A 16783-nucleotide genomic window follows, 5' to 3' on the forward strand; every position below is an offset into this window, starting at 1 on the left:
ACACGCCCGTCTGAGAATTCCAGCCCTTGACAGGACGCCCGGTTCGGTGAAGCGACCGCGGCGGACGCCGCCGGCCTGCGGGTTCCGGCCGGCGCGCCGGGGCTGTGGCTCGCGTCACCTCCCCGGCGCGGCGGCCGTCCCGCCGGGCCGGCGGGCCGCGCGGACCGGCATGTGCCGGCTCTGCCGCTCGTCCCAGCACTCCCGGGCCCTGCGGACCACGCCGGCCCTGCGCTCCGCCTCGCCCCGCTCCCGCAGCTCGCGCACGCGCTCGCGGGCGACCGACGCCATGATGTCGTGGTGGAACATCACCCCTCCTCGATGGCCGGACCACCGCGACGGCCCGGCACCATCGAGGTTCGTCCTAAGGCGGCCGCCTCCACATCGGGATGACGCCTTATCCGCCGGGCCCAGGGGCCTTAGATCGCCTCACTGCACCGTCCGGCCCATGAGGACGTCGTCGACGTAACGGCCGTCCAGGAAGAACTCCCCCGGCAGCACGCCTTCGACGGTGAACCCCGCCGCCTCGTACAGCCGCCGCGCCGGGGTGTTGCCGCCCAGCACGCGCAGGGTCACGCGCCGCGCGCCCTGCCGCACCGCCCAGTCGCAGGCGGCGTCGACCAACGCCCTGGCCACGCCGCGGCGCCGTTCGTCCGGATCCACGGCCAGGCCTTGGATCTGCCGCACGTGGGCGCCGGAGGCCAAGTCCCGGTAGGGGCGCACAAGCCGCACGTAGCCGATGACCCTGCCTTCGCGTTCGGCGACCAGCACGTCGTCCGCGGGGTGGGACTCGTCGAAGAAGGGTGCGTCGGGGGCGGGGGCGGGCACCACTTCGTGCACCGGGGACCAGGTGCGCCGGTTCAGGTCGGCCAGGGCGCGGTCGTCGGACGGCTCAGCCGGACGAATACGAATGTCGCTCATGAAAGGCGACTCTGCCACCGCTCGCGGACATGCCGCCCGATGAGACGCAAGCGGCGGCCGGGCCGCGAACGGCGGGCGGAGTCACTAAGGTTGGGCGGCGTGCGTCTGGTCATCGCCCGCTGCAGCGTCGATTACGTCGGCAAGCTCAACGCCCACCTGCCCATGGCGCCCCGCCTGGTGCTGATCAAGGCCGACGGGAGCGTCAGCGTCCACGCCGACGATCGCGCCTACAAGCCCCTCAACTGGATGAACCCGCCCTGCACCCTGCGCGAGGAGCCGTACGACGAGGGCGGCGCGATCGCCCGGTGGACCGTCACCCACGGCAAGTCCGGGGAGCGGCTCATCCTGACCATCGAGGAGATCCTGCACGACTCCAGCCACGAGCTCGGGGTGGACCCGGGGCTGCAGAAGGACGGCGTCGAGGCGCACCTGCAGGAGCTGCTGGCCGAGCACATCACCACGCTCGGCGAGGGCTGGACGCTGATCCGCCGCGAGTACCCGACCGCGATCGGCCCGGTGGACATCCTGTGCCGGGACGCCGACGGCGGCACCGTGGCCGTGGAGATCAAGCGGCGCGGCGAGATCGACGGGGTGGAGCAGCTCACCCGGTACCTGGAGCTGCTCAACCGCGACCCGCACCTGGCGCCGGTGCGCGGCGTGTTCGCCGCGCAGGAGATCAGGCCGCAGGCGCGGGTGCTGGCCACCGACCGCGGCATCGAGTGCGTGACGCTGGACTACGACGCGCTGCGCGGCATCCGGCACGAGGGCACCCTCTTCTGACCCGCGGCCCCGCGCCCCGCGACGCCGCCGCCCCGGCGGCCGTCCGGTTGGCCGCCCCGGCGCTCGTCCGGTTCCGCCGCCCGCCCGGCCGTCCGCGGGCATGATGGCGGACATGACCTCGCATGCGAGCGGCACCTTCGACATCGACGCCTGGGAGGCCGCCGAGCCGTACGCGCGGCAGGGCGGCACCGCGGTGACGCGGGTGCGGGTGCGCAAGACCTTCCACGGCGACCTGGTGGGCGCCGGCACCGCCGAGCTGATCACCGTGGAGACGGCCGCGGGGCCGGCCGCGTACGTGGGGATCGAGATCGTCACGGGCCTCCTGCACGGCCGGGAGGGCGCGTTCGTCCTGCAGCACAACGCGGGCAGCGAGGACGGCACGCCCGCCACGCAGTGGCTGCGCTGGCTGATCGTGCCGACCTCGGGCACCGGCGAGCTGGCCGGCATCCGGGGGCACGGGCAGATCTCCGTCCGGCCGGACGGCGGCCACGACTGGTCGCTCGAGTACACCCTCGACTGAGCCCGCCGGGCGCGGTCGCGGGGCGGGCGCGCCCGGCCGGTACCCTTCAGGGCATGCCCCCGCCGACCGCCGACGCCACGCGCGAGCGCATCATCGACGCGGCCGAGGAGTGCTTCGCGCGCTTCGGCGTCGCCAGGACGACGGTCGGGGACATCGCGACCGCGGCCGGGCTGAGCAGGGCGACGGTGTACCGCGGCGTCGCCGGCGGGCGGGACGAGCTGATCCTGGCCGTGCCGCTGCGCACGCTGCGGCGCTTCCTGGACGGTCTGGCCGAGCGGCTGCGGGGGCTGCGGTCGGTGCCCGAGGCGATCGTGGAGGGCGCGGTGGAGCTGCTGTTCCGCGTCATCGCCTCGCTGATCGTCATGGACCGCGGCCGCGACGACGCGGGAACCCGCCGGTTCCCGCGCACGTACGTGGTGCCGGCGATCACCGGCCCCTGAGGGCGGGGCCGCGCGCGGTCGAGGAGCAGCCAACGGGGCGCGGGGGCGCCCGCCGACACGGGAGGGACCCGGAGGATGGGGACGGTGCACCAGCGAGGACGCTCGGCGGTCCAGCCGAGCCCGGTGTTCCTCGCGATCGCGGCGGCGACCGTCATCTGCGGCCTGATCGCCTGGCGGTACGGCACGTCCATGGAGACGGCCGCGCGGTTCGCGGTGTTCGGGTTCGTGCTGGCGGGGTGGGTGCTGTCGCTGTGCCTGCACGAGTTCGGGCACGCCTACCTGGCGCACCGGTCCGGCGACCACGGCGTCGCCACCCGCGGCTACCTGACGCTCAACCCGTTCAAGTACGCCGACGTGACGCTGAGCTTCGCGATCCCGCTGCTGTTCATCCTGCTCGGCGGGATCGGCCTGCCCGGCGGCGCGGTGTGGATCGACCGCGGCGCCATCCGGGGGCGGCTGCGGCACAGCCTGATCTCGGCGGCGGGCCCGCTGGCCAACGCGCTGTTCGCCGGGGTGCTGGCGGTGGCGTTCGTCGCCCTGGCCGACCGCGGCCACGCGGTGTTCTGGTCGGCGCTGGCGTTCCTGGCGTTCCTGCAGGTGACGGCGGCGCTGCTGAACCTGCTGCCGATTCCCGGGCTGGACGGGTTCGGGATCGTGGAGCCGTACCTGCCGCGGGCGTGGGCGGAGCGCGTCGGCGCGTACGGCGGGTACGTGTTCCTGGCGCTGATCGCGCTGCTGTGGATCCCGGCGGTCAACCGGGAGTTCTTCGGCCTGATCTACCACATCACCGGCGCCATGGGCCTCGGCGAGTTCCCGTTCCGCGTGGCGATCCCGGTGGACAACTTCCCGATCAAGCTGGGCCACGACCTGTTCCAGGTCTGGCGCGGCTGACCGGCTGCGGCCGGGCGGCGGCGGACGTCCCCGGGGACGATTCTGTCAGTCACTGCCGCATACTGGACTCATGAGCGACGGCGCCCCCTCGGCCACCGCTGCCTCGCCCCCCGCCGCGGAGACCGACGGGCCGCACGCCTGGCAGCGCCTCCTGGTATGGGACGCCTACACGCTGCTCGTGCTCGCGGCGGCGAGCGCCGCCGCGTTCCTGATGCCGACGGCCTCCGACCACCCGTACGCGGCGGCGGCGCTGCTGACGGCGATCCTGCCGCTCTACCTGACGCTGGGGCACCGCGCCGTCCGGTCCTGCGCCGACGACGCCCCGTACGCCTACGGCTATCTGGCGGCGGCGCTGGCGCTGTTCGCCACCGCGTCGTTCCTGGCGGGGACGAGCTGGTACGCGGCGTTCGCGCTCGTCCCGCACTGCTTCCAGATGCTGTCGCTGCGGCGGGCGTGCACGGCGGCGGTCGTGGTCAACATGGTGCCGCTGGCCGCGCTGGTGCGGTACCGGCACGAGTCGTCGGTCCTCGTGCTGATGGCGGCGATCGGCGTGCTCGGCACGCTGGCCGCGGTGTTCTTCGGCTCCTGGATCAACCGGATCATCACCGAGAGCCGGGAGCGGGCCCGGCTGATCGAGAGGCTGCGGTCCAGCCGGGCCGAGGTGGCGCGGCTGTCGCACGCCGCCGGGGCCGCGGCCGAGCGCGAGCGGCTCACCGCCGAGATCCACGACACGCTCGCGCAGGGCTTCCTGACCATCCTGACGCTGCTGCAGGCCGCCGAGCGGCGGCTGGCCCCGGACGACCCGGTGCGCGCCGCGGTCGAGCCGGCGATCCGCATCGCGCGCGACAACCTGGCCGAGGCGCGGGCGCTGATCGCGGCCCGTCCGCCGGTGGCGCTGGACTCGGCGCCGGTCGCCGAGGCGCTGCGCCGGCTCACCGCCGCGTTCGGCGAGGAGACGGGCGTGGACGCGACGTACCGGGTCGACGGGGAGCCGCGTCCGCTGTCGCCCGCGGCCGACGTGGTGCTGCTGCGCGCCGCGCAGGAGGCCCTGGCCAACGTGCGCCGGCACGCGTCCGCGCGGACGGTCTGCGTCCGGCTGCGCTTCGACGAGGAGACGGCCCGGCTGACGGTCGCCGACGACGGCGTGGGCTTCGACCCGGACGACGCCGTCCAGCCCGATCTCGGCACCGGGGAGCACGTCGGCCTGCTGGGCCTGCGCCGCCGTGCCGCGGCGCTGGGCGGCACGGTGTCGATCCGCAGCGCGCCCGGGGCGGGCACCACGGTGTCCGTCGAGCTTCCGTCGAACGCCGACCCCGTCGACGGGGCGGGGCCGTCCGAGCCGTCCGACGCCCGCCCCGAAGCCTCCGTAGGTTGACGACCGAGGCCGATCGGGGCGAAGGAGAGCCCGAGGGCGCCGACGAGGCGCCGACACGGAGAAAGGCCCCGCGGGACGTCGTCCCGCGGGGCCTTCCCCACGTTGAAACCGGTGTGCGGGTCGCCTCTCGGCGAAAGGCACAACGCGGCTCCAAGCGAACGGCGACCCCGCGAGCGGGGAACACCGAACCGGTATTCCGCGAAGGCAATAGGTGAGGCCCGGGGACACCAGGCACACCGGCCACGAAGAGTGTAACCGCCCTCCGCCCGGGATTGTTCCCCCACACGCCCCGGGTGGGACCGCCGATGGATTCTCGGCGGCGGCGTCCGCGTGGTACCCGTATACCCGTCCGATGGTTCCGCGGGCTCCGCGCGGCACGCGATCCCGCCGGGGCGGTCTCGTCACGCCGATGGTTGACTATGGGTGAAAGCGGTCGCTTACGCGCCGCCGAGCCCTCGGGAGGTTCCGATGTCCGTGGCCACGCAAAGCAGCACGACGTTCGCCTCGCTCAATCCGGCGACCGGCGAGGTCATCGCCGAGCATCCCGTGCACGACCGCGCCGCGGTCGAGGAGGCGGTCCGCCGCGCCCGCGAGGCCGCCGACTGGTGGGCGGCGCTCGACCGCCGGGAACGCCGGATCCGGCTGCTCAACGTCAAGGGCGCGCTCACCCGCAACCTCAACCGGATGGCCGAGCTGATCCACAACGAGACCGGCAAGCCGCTGCAGGACGCCCAGCTGGAGACGATCCTGGCGATCACGCACCTGGACTGGGCCGCCCGCAACGCCGAGAAGGTCCTCGGACCGCGCTCGGTCTTCCCCGGCCTCATCGCGCTGAACCACAAGTGCGTGCTGGAGTACCAGCCGCTCGGCGTGGTCGGCGTCATCGGCCCGTGGAACTACCCGATCTTCACCCCGATGGGCTCGATCGCCTACGCCCTGGCGGCGGGCAACGCCGTGGTGTTCAAGCCGTCGGAGTACACCCCGGGCGTGGGGGTGCTGCTGGCCGAGCTGGTCGCCGCGGTGATCCCCGAGCAGCCGGTGCTGCAGACCGTCACCGGGATGGGCGAGACGGGCGCCGCGCTGGCCTCCTCCCCCGGCGTCGACAAGATCGCCTTCACCGGGTCCGCCCGCACCGCCAAGAAGGTGATGGCGGCCTGCGCGGAGAACCTCACCCCGATCGTCGCCGAGTGCGGCGGCAAGGACGCCTGCATCGTGGACGCCGACGCCGACCTGGACGCGGCCGCCGACGCCGCCCTGTGGGGCGCGATGTCCAACGCGGGGCAGACCTGCATCGGCGTGGAGCGCATCTACGTGGTCGACGCGGCCTACGACGCGTTCCTGGCCAAGCTCACCGAGAAGGCCCGCGACCTGCGTCCCGGCTTCGACCGCGAGGCCGCCTACGGCCCGATCACCATGCCCGCCCAGCTCGACGTCATCGAGGCCCACATCAAGGACGCCCTCGCCAAGGGGGGCCGGGCCGTCGTCGGCGGGCCGGAGTCGGTGCGCAAGCCGTACGTGGAGCCGGTCGTGCTGACCGACGTTCCGGAGGACTCCGCCGCCGTGTGCGAGGAGACGTTCGGCCCGACGATCACCGTGCACCGGGTGGCGGATCTGGAGGAGGCCCTGGAGAAGGCCGACCGCACCGGCTACGGCCTGGCCGGGACGATCTTCTCCCGGAACAAGCGCCGCGCCATGGAGCTGGCCCGGCGGATGCGCTCGGGCATGACCTCGATCAACGCGTACGCCGCGTTCGCGTCCGTGGCGGCGCTGCCGTTCGGGGGCGTCGGCGAGTCCGGCTTCGGGCGCATCCACGGCGCGGACGGTCTGCGCGAGTTCGCCCGCGCCAAGGCCATCACCCGCCAGCGCTTCACCCTTCCGGCGAACCTGACGTCGTTCACCCGGACGGACAAGGACATGGCGCGCATCCTGCAGCTGGTCACCCTGCTCCACGGCAGGCAGTACAAGCGCTGAACCCTCCCGGCCGCCGCCGCACGAAACGCCCTACGAAACGCCGCACAAAGCGCCGGACGAAACCGACCGAAGGGACCAGGAGCGGCAGACCAGACATAGCGCGGCTTATGCGGGCCGAGCCCGGCCAAGTACCGCAGGACAGGTACCTCGGACCAGGTGACGACATGGTGTGACCCAGGTCGCAGACGAGACATTTTTGACGGACGTCCCGACCGGGTGCTGCGCGAAGCGCTACCGTCACTGACGGTGCCGCCGGGTTCCGCTCACCCGAGGGAGGTTTCGTGGACATCATCAGCCGCGCCGAATGGGGAGCCCGTGCACCGCGCTCCCGGACGACCACCACCTGGTCGAAGCGCACCGAGTTCGTGGTGCACTACTCCGAAGGCCCCACCAGCCAGACCCCCCGCCAGATCCAGGACTACCACATGGACCACAACGGCTGGGCGGACATCGGCTACAACTTCCTGGTCGACGTCAAGGGCCGCATCTACGAGGGCCGCGGGTGGCTCACGGTGGGGGCGCACGCCACCGGCCACAACACCTCCGGCATCGGCGTGTGCTTCATCGGCCGCGACGGCGACGCCACCGACGCGGCCAAGAAGTCGATCCGGTGGCTGTACGACGAGGCGGTCCGCCGCAAGGGCAAGTCCCTGGCCAAGAAGGGCCACCGCGACGTCACCGCCACCTCCTGCCCGGGCGACGAGCTGTACCGCTGGGTCAAGGCCGGGATGCCCGCGCCGGGCGGCTCCACCCCGTCGCCCAAGCCGCCCACCGGCGGAACGAAGGCCCCCAAGTGGCCCGGCCGGTACCTCACCCAGCCGCCGATCATGCGCGGCGACGACGTGCGCACCTGGCAGGCCCAGATGCGCAAGCGCGGCTGGACCATCACCGTCGACGGCGCCTACGGGCCCCAGTCCGAGCGGGTGTGCCGGGCCTTCCAGAAGGAGAAGGGCCTCGTCGTCGACGGCATCGTCGGGCCGAAGACCTGGCGCGCCGCCTGGGAGGCGCCGATCACGTGACCGGCGGGCGCGTCCCGGCGCCTGTCGCGTAAGCGTCCCCGCGCCGCATAAGGCGCCCCAGCCGCCGACTAAGGCGGTGCCCGGGCCGCGAGATAAGGCGTCGTCCCGATGCGGGGGACCCGGCCTTAGCGCGAACCTCGAAGGTGCCGGACCGGGCAGGCCGGTCCGCGGAACCGAGGAGAGCGCAATGGTGCACCCTGACGTGGCCAGGGCCGTCGCCGCCGAGCGCATACGGCGTCTGCAGGCCGAGGCCAAGGCGGCCCGCCGCGCCGCCGAGGCGCGCAAGCGGTGAGCCGCACGCAGGCGCGGCCATCCGCACCGGGCGGCCGCCGCTCCGGCCGACGCCCCCGCCCGGGCCCCGAGGACCCCGGCGGGGGCGTTCTCACTTCTGCGCTCTCACTCTGCGCTCTCACTCCTGCGTCCCTGAGGACGTCGCCGCCGCGCGGACCGTCGGGGGCCCGACGGACTTCAAGGGCGTCCGGCCCCGGATGAGGTCGGCGGCGCGTTCGGCGATGGCGATGGTGGGGGCGTTGGTGTTCCCGCGCGGCACCGACGGCATGACGGAGGCGTCCACCACCCGCAGGCCCTCCACGCCGCGCACCCGCAGGTCGGGATCGCAGACGGCGTCGTCCCCGCCGCCCATGGCGCACGTGCTGGTCGGATGGAACAGCGTGGCGCACGTGCGCCGCGCGAACTCGGCCAGCGCCGCGTCGTCCGACGCCCGCTCGCCCGGGGCGAACTCGCCGCCGAGCAGCCCGGCCAGCGGCCCGGTGGCGGCGATCTCGCGGACCTGCCGGACGCCGGCCACCAGCACGTCCAGGTCGGCCTTGTCCGACAGGTACGCCGGGTCGATCAGCGGCTTGGCGTGGGGACGGGCCGACCGCAGCCGCAGCACGCCCCGGCTGCCCACCGCGATCGCGGCGACCAGCACCGACATCACCCGCTCCCGGGACTCGGTCAGGCCCTGGTCGACCAGCGGCGTCGGCAGCACGTGGTACTGCAGGTCCGGCGCGGGCAACCCGTCGACCGTGCGGACGAAACCGCCCGCCTCGGCGATGTTGGAGGCGTACGGGCCGCGGCCCAGCGCCTGCCAGAGCGCGAGGTTGCGCACCCCCGCCATCTCCCACAACGCCTTCTTCCGAGGGGCGGCGAACATGACGTTCACGCACGGGTGGTCCTGAAGGCCCTCCCCGACCGGCGCGTCGACCACCACGTCGATGCCGTGGTCCCGCAGGTGGTCGGCCGGTCCCACACCGGACAGCATCAGCAGCTGCGGACTGTTGATCGCGCCGCCCGACAGGATCACCTCCGCCTCCGCGCGGACGTCGACGAGCTCGCCGCGGCGTTCGTACCGCACCCCGACGGCGCGGCCGTTCTCGATGAGAACGCGGTGGACCAGCGCGTCCGTCACCACGGTGAGGTTGGGACGCTCCATGGCCGGGCGCAGATAGGCGTCGGCCGTGGACCAGCGGCGCCCCCGCCGGTGGGTGACCTGGTAGAAGCCGACGCCGTCCTGCTCGGGACCGTTGAAGTCGCTGTTGGCGGCCAGCCCGTACGCCTTGGCCGACTGCACCCACGCCTTGGTGAGCGGATGCTTGTACCGCAGGTCCTCCACGCGCAGCGGCCCGCCCACGCCGTGGAAGGGCGACTCCCCGCGCTGCTGGTCCTCGGCCTTCAGAAAGTACGGCAGGAGATCGGCGTACCCCCAGCCCTCGCAGCCGTAGGAGTCGCGCCAGGTGTCGTAGTCGTACCGGTGCCCGCGGATGTAGATCATCGCGTTGGTGGACGAGCAGCCGCCGAGCGTGCGCCCCCGAGGCCAGTACACGCTGCGTCCGGCGGCGTGCTCCTGCGGGACGGTGGCGAAGTCCCAGTCGTACGGCCCCTTGGCCATGGAGGCCACCGCCGCCGGTATGTGGATCTCCGGAGCGTCGTCGGGCGGCCCCGCCTCCAGCAGCAGCACCCGGCTGCCGGGGTCCTCGCTGAGCCGCGACGCCAACACACAGCCCGCGCTGCCCGCGCCCACGATGACGTAGTCGTACACCATTGCCGCCTCCGGAAGTGCGGGGGTCCGGCGGGGGTGTCCCGCTGAGACACCTCGACCCTACCGGCCGTTTGGCGACCGCCTAGGGTGAGGGCATGGCGAAGAACAGGGAGACCCCCGTCGTGCTGTCCCGCATCTACACGCGGACCGGGGACGACGGCACGACCGGGCTCGGCGACGGGTCGCGCACGCACAAGACCGATCCGCGGCTGGCGGCCTACGCCGACGTGGAGGAGGCCAACGCCGCCATCGGCGTGGCGCTGGCCATGGGCGACCTGCCCGAACCGATCACCAAGCTGCTGACCCGGGTGCAGAACGACCTGTTCGACGTCGGCGCCGACCTGTGCGCCCCCGTGACGCCGAACCCGCCGTACCCGGTGCTGCGGATCGACTCCTCCTACATCGACCGCCTCGAGGCCGCCTGCGACGAGCACAACGCCGGCCTGCCGCCGCTGCGCAGCTTCGTCCTGCCCGGGGGCGCGCCCGGCGCGGCGCTGCTGCACGTCGCCCGCACGGTGACGCGGCGCGCCGAACGCTCGGCGTGGGCGGCGATCGAGGCGCACGGCGCGGCGCCGGTCGGCGCGCCCGACGCGGTGGAGGGGGGCGTCAACCCGTTGACCGCCCGCTACCTCAACCGACTGTCGGACCTGCTGTTCATCCTCTGCCGCCTCGCCAACGCCGAACACGGCGACGTGCTGTGGAAGCCCGGCGGGGAGCGTTAGCCCGCTCCGCGTCCCCGCATGGTGGGGCTATCCCCACCATGCGGACGCCGGGCCGCCTCCTGGTCCGCGGCGCCGCCGCCGGGCGATGCTGGACTGGTCAGAGAGCCGATCATCGACGGGCGGGAGACGAGGAGTGAACTCCGCAACGGGCACGGCACTGGCGGCCGCCGGAGCCGCCGCGGCCGCGGCGCTCGCACTGGGCGGCTGCTCGGTGGACTTCGGCGTCCACACGGAGACCAGGAGCTACGACGTCCGCGAGGACGTCACCGCCGTCCGGCTGACCTCCGACGGCGGCCGGGTGGAGATCGTCGGCTCCGACGCGCCCGGGATCGCCGTGCAGGAACGGCTGCGCTGGTCCAACTCGCGGAACAAGCCCCGTCCCCGGCACTCGGTCGCCGACGGCACGCTCACGCTCAGCTCCTCCTGCGGCCACACGATCATCGGCGGCGGCGCCTGCGAGATCGCCTACCGGGTGCGGGTGCCGCGCGGCCTCGCCCTGCAGGTGACCACCGACGACGGAGCGATTTCGGCGAGCGGGCTGAACGGACGCCTCACCCTGCGCACCGGCAACGGGCCGATCACCGTCCGGCACCTGCGCGCCCCCGCCCTGTCCGCGCACACCGACAGCGGCGCCATCCGCGTCAGCGGCCGGGCCGAGACGGCCGACCTGCGGACCGACACCGGCACCATCCAGGCCGCCGCCCTGCAGGCCGCACGCCTCACCGCGCACACCCAAGACGGCCGCATCCACCTGACCGGCCGCGCCGACACCGCGGACCTGCAGACCGACTCGGGCGGGATCGACGCCACCGCGCTGGCGTCCCGCCGCCTCACCGCGCGCACCGCCGACGGCACCGTGCGGATCGCGCTGAGCACGCCGCCCGACAGCGTGCGGGCGCGCACCGACAGCGCGGCGGTCCGGCTGACGCTGCCGGCCTCGCACTCCTACGCGGTCACCCTGGAGTCGCAGGAAGGCTCGCGCCGGATCTCCCCCGCGGTGCACCAGGACAACCGCTCGCCCCGCACGGTGGTCGTGACGACGAACGACGGCTCCATCACCGTCGACGCCGCGTAGGAGCCCCTCTCCGCGCGGCGACGCCGCGCGCCGACCGCTGCCGCGACGTGCGCGAGGCCGCCGCCGGCCGCCTCACTCGGACTGGTGGATGTCCACCGGGAACCCCGGCGGCGCGGCCTCCAGCCAGGCCAGGAACCCCGTCATCGCCGAGGCGCTCATCGCCAGCTCCACGGTCAGATCCCCGTCCCGCACCTCGATGATGCTCGCGTCCGGCAGCAGCCCGTCGACCTCCCCCGGCTCGGGCTCGCGCCGATTGGACACGACAAGGCCCCGGCGGTGGATCACCTGCCGGGGCCTTGTCCGCAAGCCGAAGACGCGGTGCCAGTACAGCACGTCGCCGCGGTAGCGGCCGATGCCGAGCCGCCACGGGCCGGGGGCGCCCTCCGCCGGTATCACGCGCAGGCCGCACTCCACCGCGCCGCCGCCGCGCACGAACAGCCAGCGGCGCACGACCACCACGACGAACACCAGCGTGACCAGCAGCACGCCCGCTGCGAGCGCCACGCCCGCATCCAGTGCCAGCTGCCCGCCCAAGTACCCCCGCCGTTTCCGTGTCCGTCCCGGTCGGCCGTGCGCCGCCCGGCTCTCGTCCCGTCGCCGCTAGGCGTCCTGCCCCGCGGCCCGCAGCCGCGCCCGGGCCCGCCGCTCGGCCGTGGCGTCCGCCTGCCCGGCGGCCCGCGCCTCCTCCAGCGCCTTGCGGGCCTCCGCCACGTTGACCTCGGCGCCCAGCTCGGCCTGCTCGGCGAGGATGGACACCTCGTCGTTCGCGATGGAGAAGAAGCCGCTGCCCACCATGGCGGTCACCCACTCGCCGTCCTCGGCGGGCTGGATCTTCACCACGCTGCCGTCGAGCAGCACGCCCAGCACCGGGGCGTGCCCGGGCAGGATGCCGAGCTCGCCCTCGATGGTCTGCGCGACCACCATTTTGGCCTCGCCGGACCACACCTCGCGCTCCGGCGAGACGAGCCCGACCTTCAATGTCGCCACGTGTTCACCCTCCGCGTCGAGCGGCCCCGTGCCGGGGACCGGCTACTTGGCCAGCTCCTTGGCCTTGCGCTCGGCGTCCTCGATGCCGCCGCACATGAAGAACGCCTGCTCGGGCAGGTGGTCGTACTTGCCCTCGGCGATCCCCTTGAACGACTCGATCGTCTCCGACAGCGGCACCGTCTCGCCGGGCTGGCCGGTGAACTGCTCGGCCACGTACATCGGGTGCGACAGGAACCGCTCGATCCGCCGCGCCCGCTGGACCGTGACCTTGTCCTCCTCGGACAGCTCGTCGATGCCGAGGATGGCGATGATGTCCTGCAGCTCCTTGTACTTCTGCAGGATCCGCTTGACCTCCTGGGCCACCTCGTAGTGCTCCTGCCCCAGGATCTGCGGGTCCATGATCCGCGAGGTGGAGTCGAGCGGGTCCACCGCCGGGTAGATGCCCTTCTCGGCGATGGCACGCGAGAGCACCGTGGTGGCGTCCAGGTGGGCGAACGTGGTGTGCGGCGCCGGGTCGGTGATGTCGTCGGCGGGCACGTAGATCGCCTGCATCGAGGTGATCGAACGGCCCCGGGTCGAGGTGATCCGCTCCTGCAGCGCGCCCATCTCGTCGGCCAGGGTCGGCTGGTAGCCCACCGCCGACGGCATGCGGCCGAGCAGCGTCGACACCTCGGAACCGGCCTGGGTGAACCGGAAGATGTTGTCGATGAACAGCAGCACGTCCTGCTTCTGGACGTCGCGGAAGTACTCGGCCATGGTCAGGCCGGACAGCGCGACGCGCAGTCGGGTGCCCGGCGGCTCGTCCATCTGGCCGAACACCAGCGCGGTGTCCTTGAGCACGCCCGCCTCGGCCATCTCGACCCACAGGTCGTTGCCCTCACGGGTGCGCTCGCCGACGCCCGCGAACACCGACGTACCGCCGAAGTTCCGCGCCACCCGGGTGATCATCTCCTGGATGAGCACGGTCTTGCCCACGCCCGCGCCGCCGAACAGGCCGATCTTGCCGCCCTTGACGTACGGGGTGAGCAGGTCGATGACCTTGATGCCGGTCTCCAGGATCTCCGTCTTCGACTCCAGCTGGTCGAAGGACGGGGCCTTGCGGTGGATCGGCCACCGCTCGGTGATCTTCAGCGACGAGGTCGGCACGTCCAGGGAGTCACCGAGCGCGTTCCACACGTGGCCCTTGGTGACGTCGCCCACCGGCACCGCGATCGAGTCGCCGGTGTTGACCACCGGCGCCCCGCGCACCAGGCCGTCGGTCGGCTGCATGGAGATCGCGCGGACCATGTTGTCGCCCAGGTGCTGGGCGACCTCGAGGGTCAGCGTCTTGGTCTCCTCGCCGAGCGCGACCTCGACGTGCAGCGCGTTGTAGATCTCCGGGAGGGCGTCGGCGGGAAACTCCACGTCGACGACCGGACCGATGACGCGGGCGACGCGCCCGGTCGCGGTCGCCGTCTCTACCTGTGCAGTCATTCTCACTCCCCGCCAGAATCGGCCAGCGCCTCAGCGCCACCGACGATCTCGCTGATTTCCTGGGTGATCGCGGCCTGCCGCGCCTGGTTCATCTGGCGCGTGTAGACCCCGAGCAGTTCGTTGGCGTTGTCGGTGGCCGACTTCATCGCCCGGCGCACCGACGCGTGGTAGGACGCCGCCGACTGGAGCAGCATGTGGTAGATGCGGCTCTCGATGTAGTTCGGCAGCAGCAGGTCCAGCGCGGCCTCGGGGGACGGCTCGAAGTCGTAGGCCGGCGGCACCACGTCGGGCTCGGTGCTCTCCACGACCTCCACCGGGAGCAGCCGGCGCACCTGGGCCCGCTGGGTGAGCATCGAGACGAACTCGGTGTAGACCACGTGGATCTCCCCGACCCCGCCCTCGGCGTCCGACTTGAGGAAGTCCTCGGTCAGCCGCCGCCCGACCCGTTCGGCGCTGGCGAAGTCGGGGCGGTCGCTGATGCCCCGCCACTCGGCCGCCATCTCCCGGTTGCGGAACCGGTACCAGGTGATGCCCTTGTTGCCGATCACGTAGGGCACGGGCTCACGGCCCTGCTCGCGCAGGGCCGTGATCAGCGACTCGGCCTCGCGGATGACGTTGGCGTTGTAGCCGCCGGCGAACCCGCGGTCGCTGGTGATGACCAGGACCGCCGACCGCTTGTCCTCCGGCTGCTCGGTGAGCAGCGGGTGCTTGATCCCCACGTGGTGGCTGATCAGCGCGGACAGCGCCCGGGTGATCTGGTCGGCATACGGCTTGGACGCCTCCACCGCCTGCTGGGCCTTGACGATCCGCGAGGTCGCGATCATCTCCTGGGCACGCGTGATCTTGGCGGTCGACTTGACCGACCGGATCCGCTGCCGCAGTTGGCGAAGCTGTGCAGCCATCGGTGCGTCAGTCCTTCTTGGGGTTGCTGACGCGCTTGATGGTCTCCTGCTCCACGTCCTCCTCGGAGATCGCCTCCACCGGGGCCTCCTCGCCCAGCAGCGAGCCCGCGCTGGTCTCGAAGCCCTTCTTGAACTCGGTGATGGCGTCCTTGAGGGTGGTCAGCGCGTCGTCGGACAGCTCGCCGGTCTCGCGGATGCCGGCCAGCAGCCCGCCGTGCTCGCGCTCGAGGTACTCCAGGAACTCCGCCTCGAACCGGCGGATGTCCTCGACCGGCACGTCGTCCAGCTCGCCGGAGGTGCCCGCCCACACCGACACGACCTGCTTCTCGACCGGGAACGGTTTGCCCTGCGGCTGCTTGAGCAGCTCGACCAGGCGGGCGCCGCGCTCCAGCTGGGCGCGCGAGGCCGCGTCCAGGTCGGAGGCGAACGCGGCGAACGCCTCCAGGTCGCGGTACTGCGACAGCGCCAGACGCAGCGTGCTGGCGACCTTGCGCATCGCCTTGACCTGCGCCGAGGTGCCGACTCGGGAGACCGAGATACCGACGTTCATGGCCGGGCGCACGCCCTGGTTGAACAGGTCGGTCTCCAGGAAGCACTGCCCGTCGGTGATGGAGATGACGTTGGTCGGGATGTAGGCCGACACGTCATTGCCCTTGGTCTCGATGATCGGCAGGCCGGTCAGCGAGCCGCCGCCGAGGTCGTCGGACAGCTTGGCGCAGCGCTCCAGGAGACGCGAGTGCAGGTAGAACACGTCGCCCGGGTAGGCCTCGCGGCCCGGCGGGCGGCGCAGCAGCAGCGAGATGGCCCGGTACGCCTCGGCCTGCTTCGACAGGTCGTCGAAGATGATCAGGACGTGCTTGCCCTGGTACATCCAGTGCTGCCCGATCGCCGACCCGGTGTAGGGGGCGATGTACTTGAAGCCGGACGGCTCGGACGCCGGGGCCGCCACGATCGTGGTGTACTCCATGGCGCCGGCCTCCTCGAGGGTGCGGCGCACGTTGGCGATCGTGGAGCCCTTCTGGCCGACGGCGACGTAGATGCAGCGCACCTGCTTCTTCTCGTCGCCGGACGCCCAGTTGTCCTTCTGGTTGATGATCGTGTCGATGCCGATCGTGGTCTTGCCGGTCTGCCGGTCACCGATGATCAGCTGCCGCTGGCCCCGGCCGATCGGCGTCATCGCGTCGATCGCCTTGATGCCGGTCTGCAGCGGCTCCTTCACCGACTGCCGCTGAACCACCGAGGGGGCCTGCAGCTCCAGGGCGCGGCGCTCGGTCGCCTCGATCGGGCCCTTGCCGTCGATCGGGTTGCCCAGGGCGTCCACCACGCGGCCCAGGTACCCGTCGCCCACCGGCACCGACAGCACCTCGCCGGTGCGCCGGACCTTCTGGCCCTCTTCGATCTTGGAGAAGTCGCCCAGGACGACCACGCCGATCTCGCGCACGTCCAGGTTCAGCGCCAGCCCGCGCGTCCCGTCCTCGAACTCCAGGAGCTCGTTCGCCATGGTCGAAGGCAGGCCCTCGACGTGGGCGATACCGTCGCCGGAATCGACCACGGTGCCGACCTCTTCGCGCGCGGCTGCCTCGGGCTCATACGACTGGACGAAGCGCTCCAGCGCGTCCCGGATCTCGTCCGGACGGATCGTCAGCTCCGCCATGATTCCTCTCTTGCT

At 72.7% G+C, this 16783-nt stretch carries 17 protein-coding genes; 9 read left to right on the forward strand and 8 right to left on the reverse strand.

Going from position 1 to position 16783, the window contains the following annotated elements; translation table 11 throughout:
* Positions 1 to 114: 114 nt before the first annotated feature.
* Both AR3_RS07545 and AR3_RS07550 read right to left on the reverse strand, forming a co-directional pair.
* Positions 115 to 306, reverse strand: coding sequence for a hypothetical protein (locus AR3_RS07545; protein ID WP_067910577.1), 192 nt, complete (start codon positions 304 to 306; stop codon positions 115 to 117).
* A gap of 120 nt (positions 307 to 426) precedes the next feature.
* Entirely contained in the window at positions 427 to 918 is a 492-nt protein-coding gene (locus tag AR3_RS07550; protein ID WP_067910580.1) for a GNAT family N-acetyltransferase, read from the reverse strand.
* Between the two features lie 99 nt (positions 919 to 1017).
* Here AR3_RS07550 and nucS point away from each other — a divergent pair, with 99 nt between their 5' ends.
* From nucS to AR3_RS07585, 7 genes are all read left to right on the forward strand, one after another.
* A complete protein-coding gene (gene nucS, locus AR3_RS07555; RefSeq protein WP_067910582.1) occupies positions 1018 to 1698 on the forward strand; it encodes an endonuclease NucS in 681 nt (226 codons plus the stop codon).
* 112 nt (positions 1699 to 1810) lie between these two features.
* Positions 1811 to 2218 carry a DUF3224 domain-containing protein gene (locus AR3_RS07560; protein ID WP_067910585.1) on the forward strand — a complete coding sequence of 136 codons (408 nt, stop codon included), beginning with the start codon at positions 1811 to 1813 and terminating at the stop codon, positions 2216 to 2218.
* Positions 2219 to 2271: 53 nt separating this feature from the next.
* On the forward strand, positions 2272 to 2658 hold the full coding sequence (locus tag AR3_RS07565) for a TetR/AcrR family transcriptional regulator (protein WP_067910589.1): 387 nt from the start codon (positions 2272 to 2274) through the stop codon (positions 2656 to 2658).
* A gap of 75 nt (positions 2659 to 2733) precedes the next feature.
* The gene (locus AR3_RS07570; protein ID WP_083951049.1) at positions 2734 to 3549 is read left to right on the forward strand and encodes a site-2 protease family protein; all 816 of its coding nucleotides are present in this window, start codon (positions 2734 to 2736) and stop codon (positions 3547 to 3549) included.
* A 70-nt stretch (positions 3550 to 3619) separates the two neighbouring features.
* Complete coding sequence (locus tag AR3_RS07575) at positions 3620 to 4924, forward strand: sensor histidine kinase (RefSeq protein WP_067910592.1); 1305 nt, start codon at positions 3620 to 3622, stop codon at positions 4922 to 4924.
* Between the two features lie 468 nt (positions 4925 to 5392).
* Entirely contained in the window at positions 5393 to 6895 is a 1503-nt protein-coding gene (locus AR3_RS07580; RefSeq protein WP_067910596.1) for an aldehyde dehydrogenase family protein, read from the forward strand.
* A 281-nt stretch (positions 6896 to 7176) separates the two neighbouring features.
* Complete coding sequence (locus AR3_RS07585) at positions 7177 to 7914, forward strand: peptidoglycan recognition protein family protein (protein WP_083951051.1); 738 nt, start codon at positions 7177 to 7179, stop codon at positions 7912 to 7914.
* A 409-nt stretch (positions 7915 to 8323) separates the two neighbouring features.
* On the opposite strand, the gene AR3_RS07590 is transcribed toward AR3_RS07585, so the two are convergent.
* On the reverse strand, positions 8324 to 9958 hold the full coding sequence (locus AR3_RS07590; RefSeq protein ID WP_067910599.1) for a GMC family oxidoreductase: 1635 nt from the start codon (positions 9956 to 9958) through the stop codon (positions 8324 to 8326).
* Positions 9959 to 10050: 92 nt separating this feature from the next.
* On the opposite strand from AR3_RS07590, the gene AR3_RS07595 reads away from it, so the two are divergent.
* Both AR3_RS07595 and AR3_RS07600 read left to right on the forward strand, forming a co-directional pair.
* A complete protein-coding gene (locus tag AR3_RS07595; RefSeq protein WP_067910601.1) occupies positions 10051 to 10677 on the forward strand; it encodes a cob(I)yrinic acid a,c-diamide adenosyltransferase in 627 nt (208 codons plus the stop codon).
* Positions 10678 to 10810: 133 nt separating this feature from the next.
* The gene (locus AR3_RS07600) at positions 10811 to 11752 is read left to right on the forward strand and encodes a DUF4097 family beta strand repeat-containing protein (protein WP_067910604.1); all 942 of its coding nucleotides are present in this window, start codon (positions 10811 to 10813) and stop codon (positions 11750 to 11752) included.
* Positions 11753 to 11824: 72 nt separating this feature from the next.
* Here AR3_RS07600 and AR3_RS07605 read toward each other — a convergent pair whose 3' ends face one another.
* The 5 genes from AR3_RS07605 to atpA form a co-directional block, all read right to left on the reverse strand.
* A complete protein-coding gene (locus AR3_RS07605) occupies positions 11825 to 12256 on the reverse strand; it encodes a DUF2550 domain-containing protein (RefSeq protein ID WP_227023089.1) in 432 nt (143 codons plus the stop codon).
* 96 nt (positions 12257 to 12352) lie between these two features.
* Entirely contained in the window at positions 12353 to 12739 is a 387-nt protein-coding gene (locus AR3_RS07610) for a F0F1 ATP synthase subunit epsilon (RefSeq protein WP_067910610.1), read from the reverse strand.
* Positions 12740 to 12781: 42 nt separating this feature from the next.
* On the reverse strand, positions 12782 to 14212 hold the full coding sequence (atpD, locus tag AR3_RS07615; protein WP_067910612.1) for a F0F1 ATP synthase subunit beta: 1431 nt from the start codon (positions 14210 to 14212) through the stop codon (positions 12782 to 12784).
* Between the two features lie 2 nt (positions 14213 to 14214).
* Positions 14215 to 15114: a F0F1 ATP synthase subunit gamma gene (locus AR3_RS07620; RefSeq protein ID WP_067910615.1), complete on the reverse strand. Its 900-nt coding sequence runs from the start codon at positions 15112 to 15114 to the stop codon at positions 14215 to 14217.
* A 7-nt stretch (positions 15115 to 15121) separates the two neighbouring features.
* Positions 15122 to 16768 carry a F0F1 ATP synthase subunit alpha gene (atpA, locus tag AR3_RS07625; RefSeq protein ID WP_067910617.1) on the reverse strand — a complete coding sequence of 549 codons (1647 nt, stop codon included), beginning with the start codon at positions 16766 to 16768 and terminating at the stop codon, positions 15122 to 15124.
* Positions 16769 to 16783: the final 15 nt, after the last annotated feature.

This window comes from Actinomadura rubrobrunea NBRC 15275 (assembly GCF_001552235.1).
GTDB lineage: Bacteria > Actinomycetota > Actinomycetes > Streptosporangiales > Streptosporangiaceae > Spirillospora > Spirillospora viridilutea.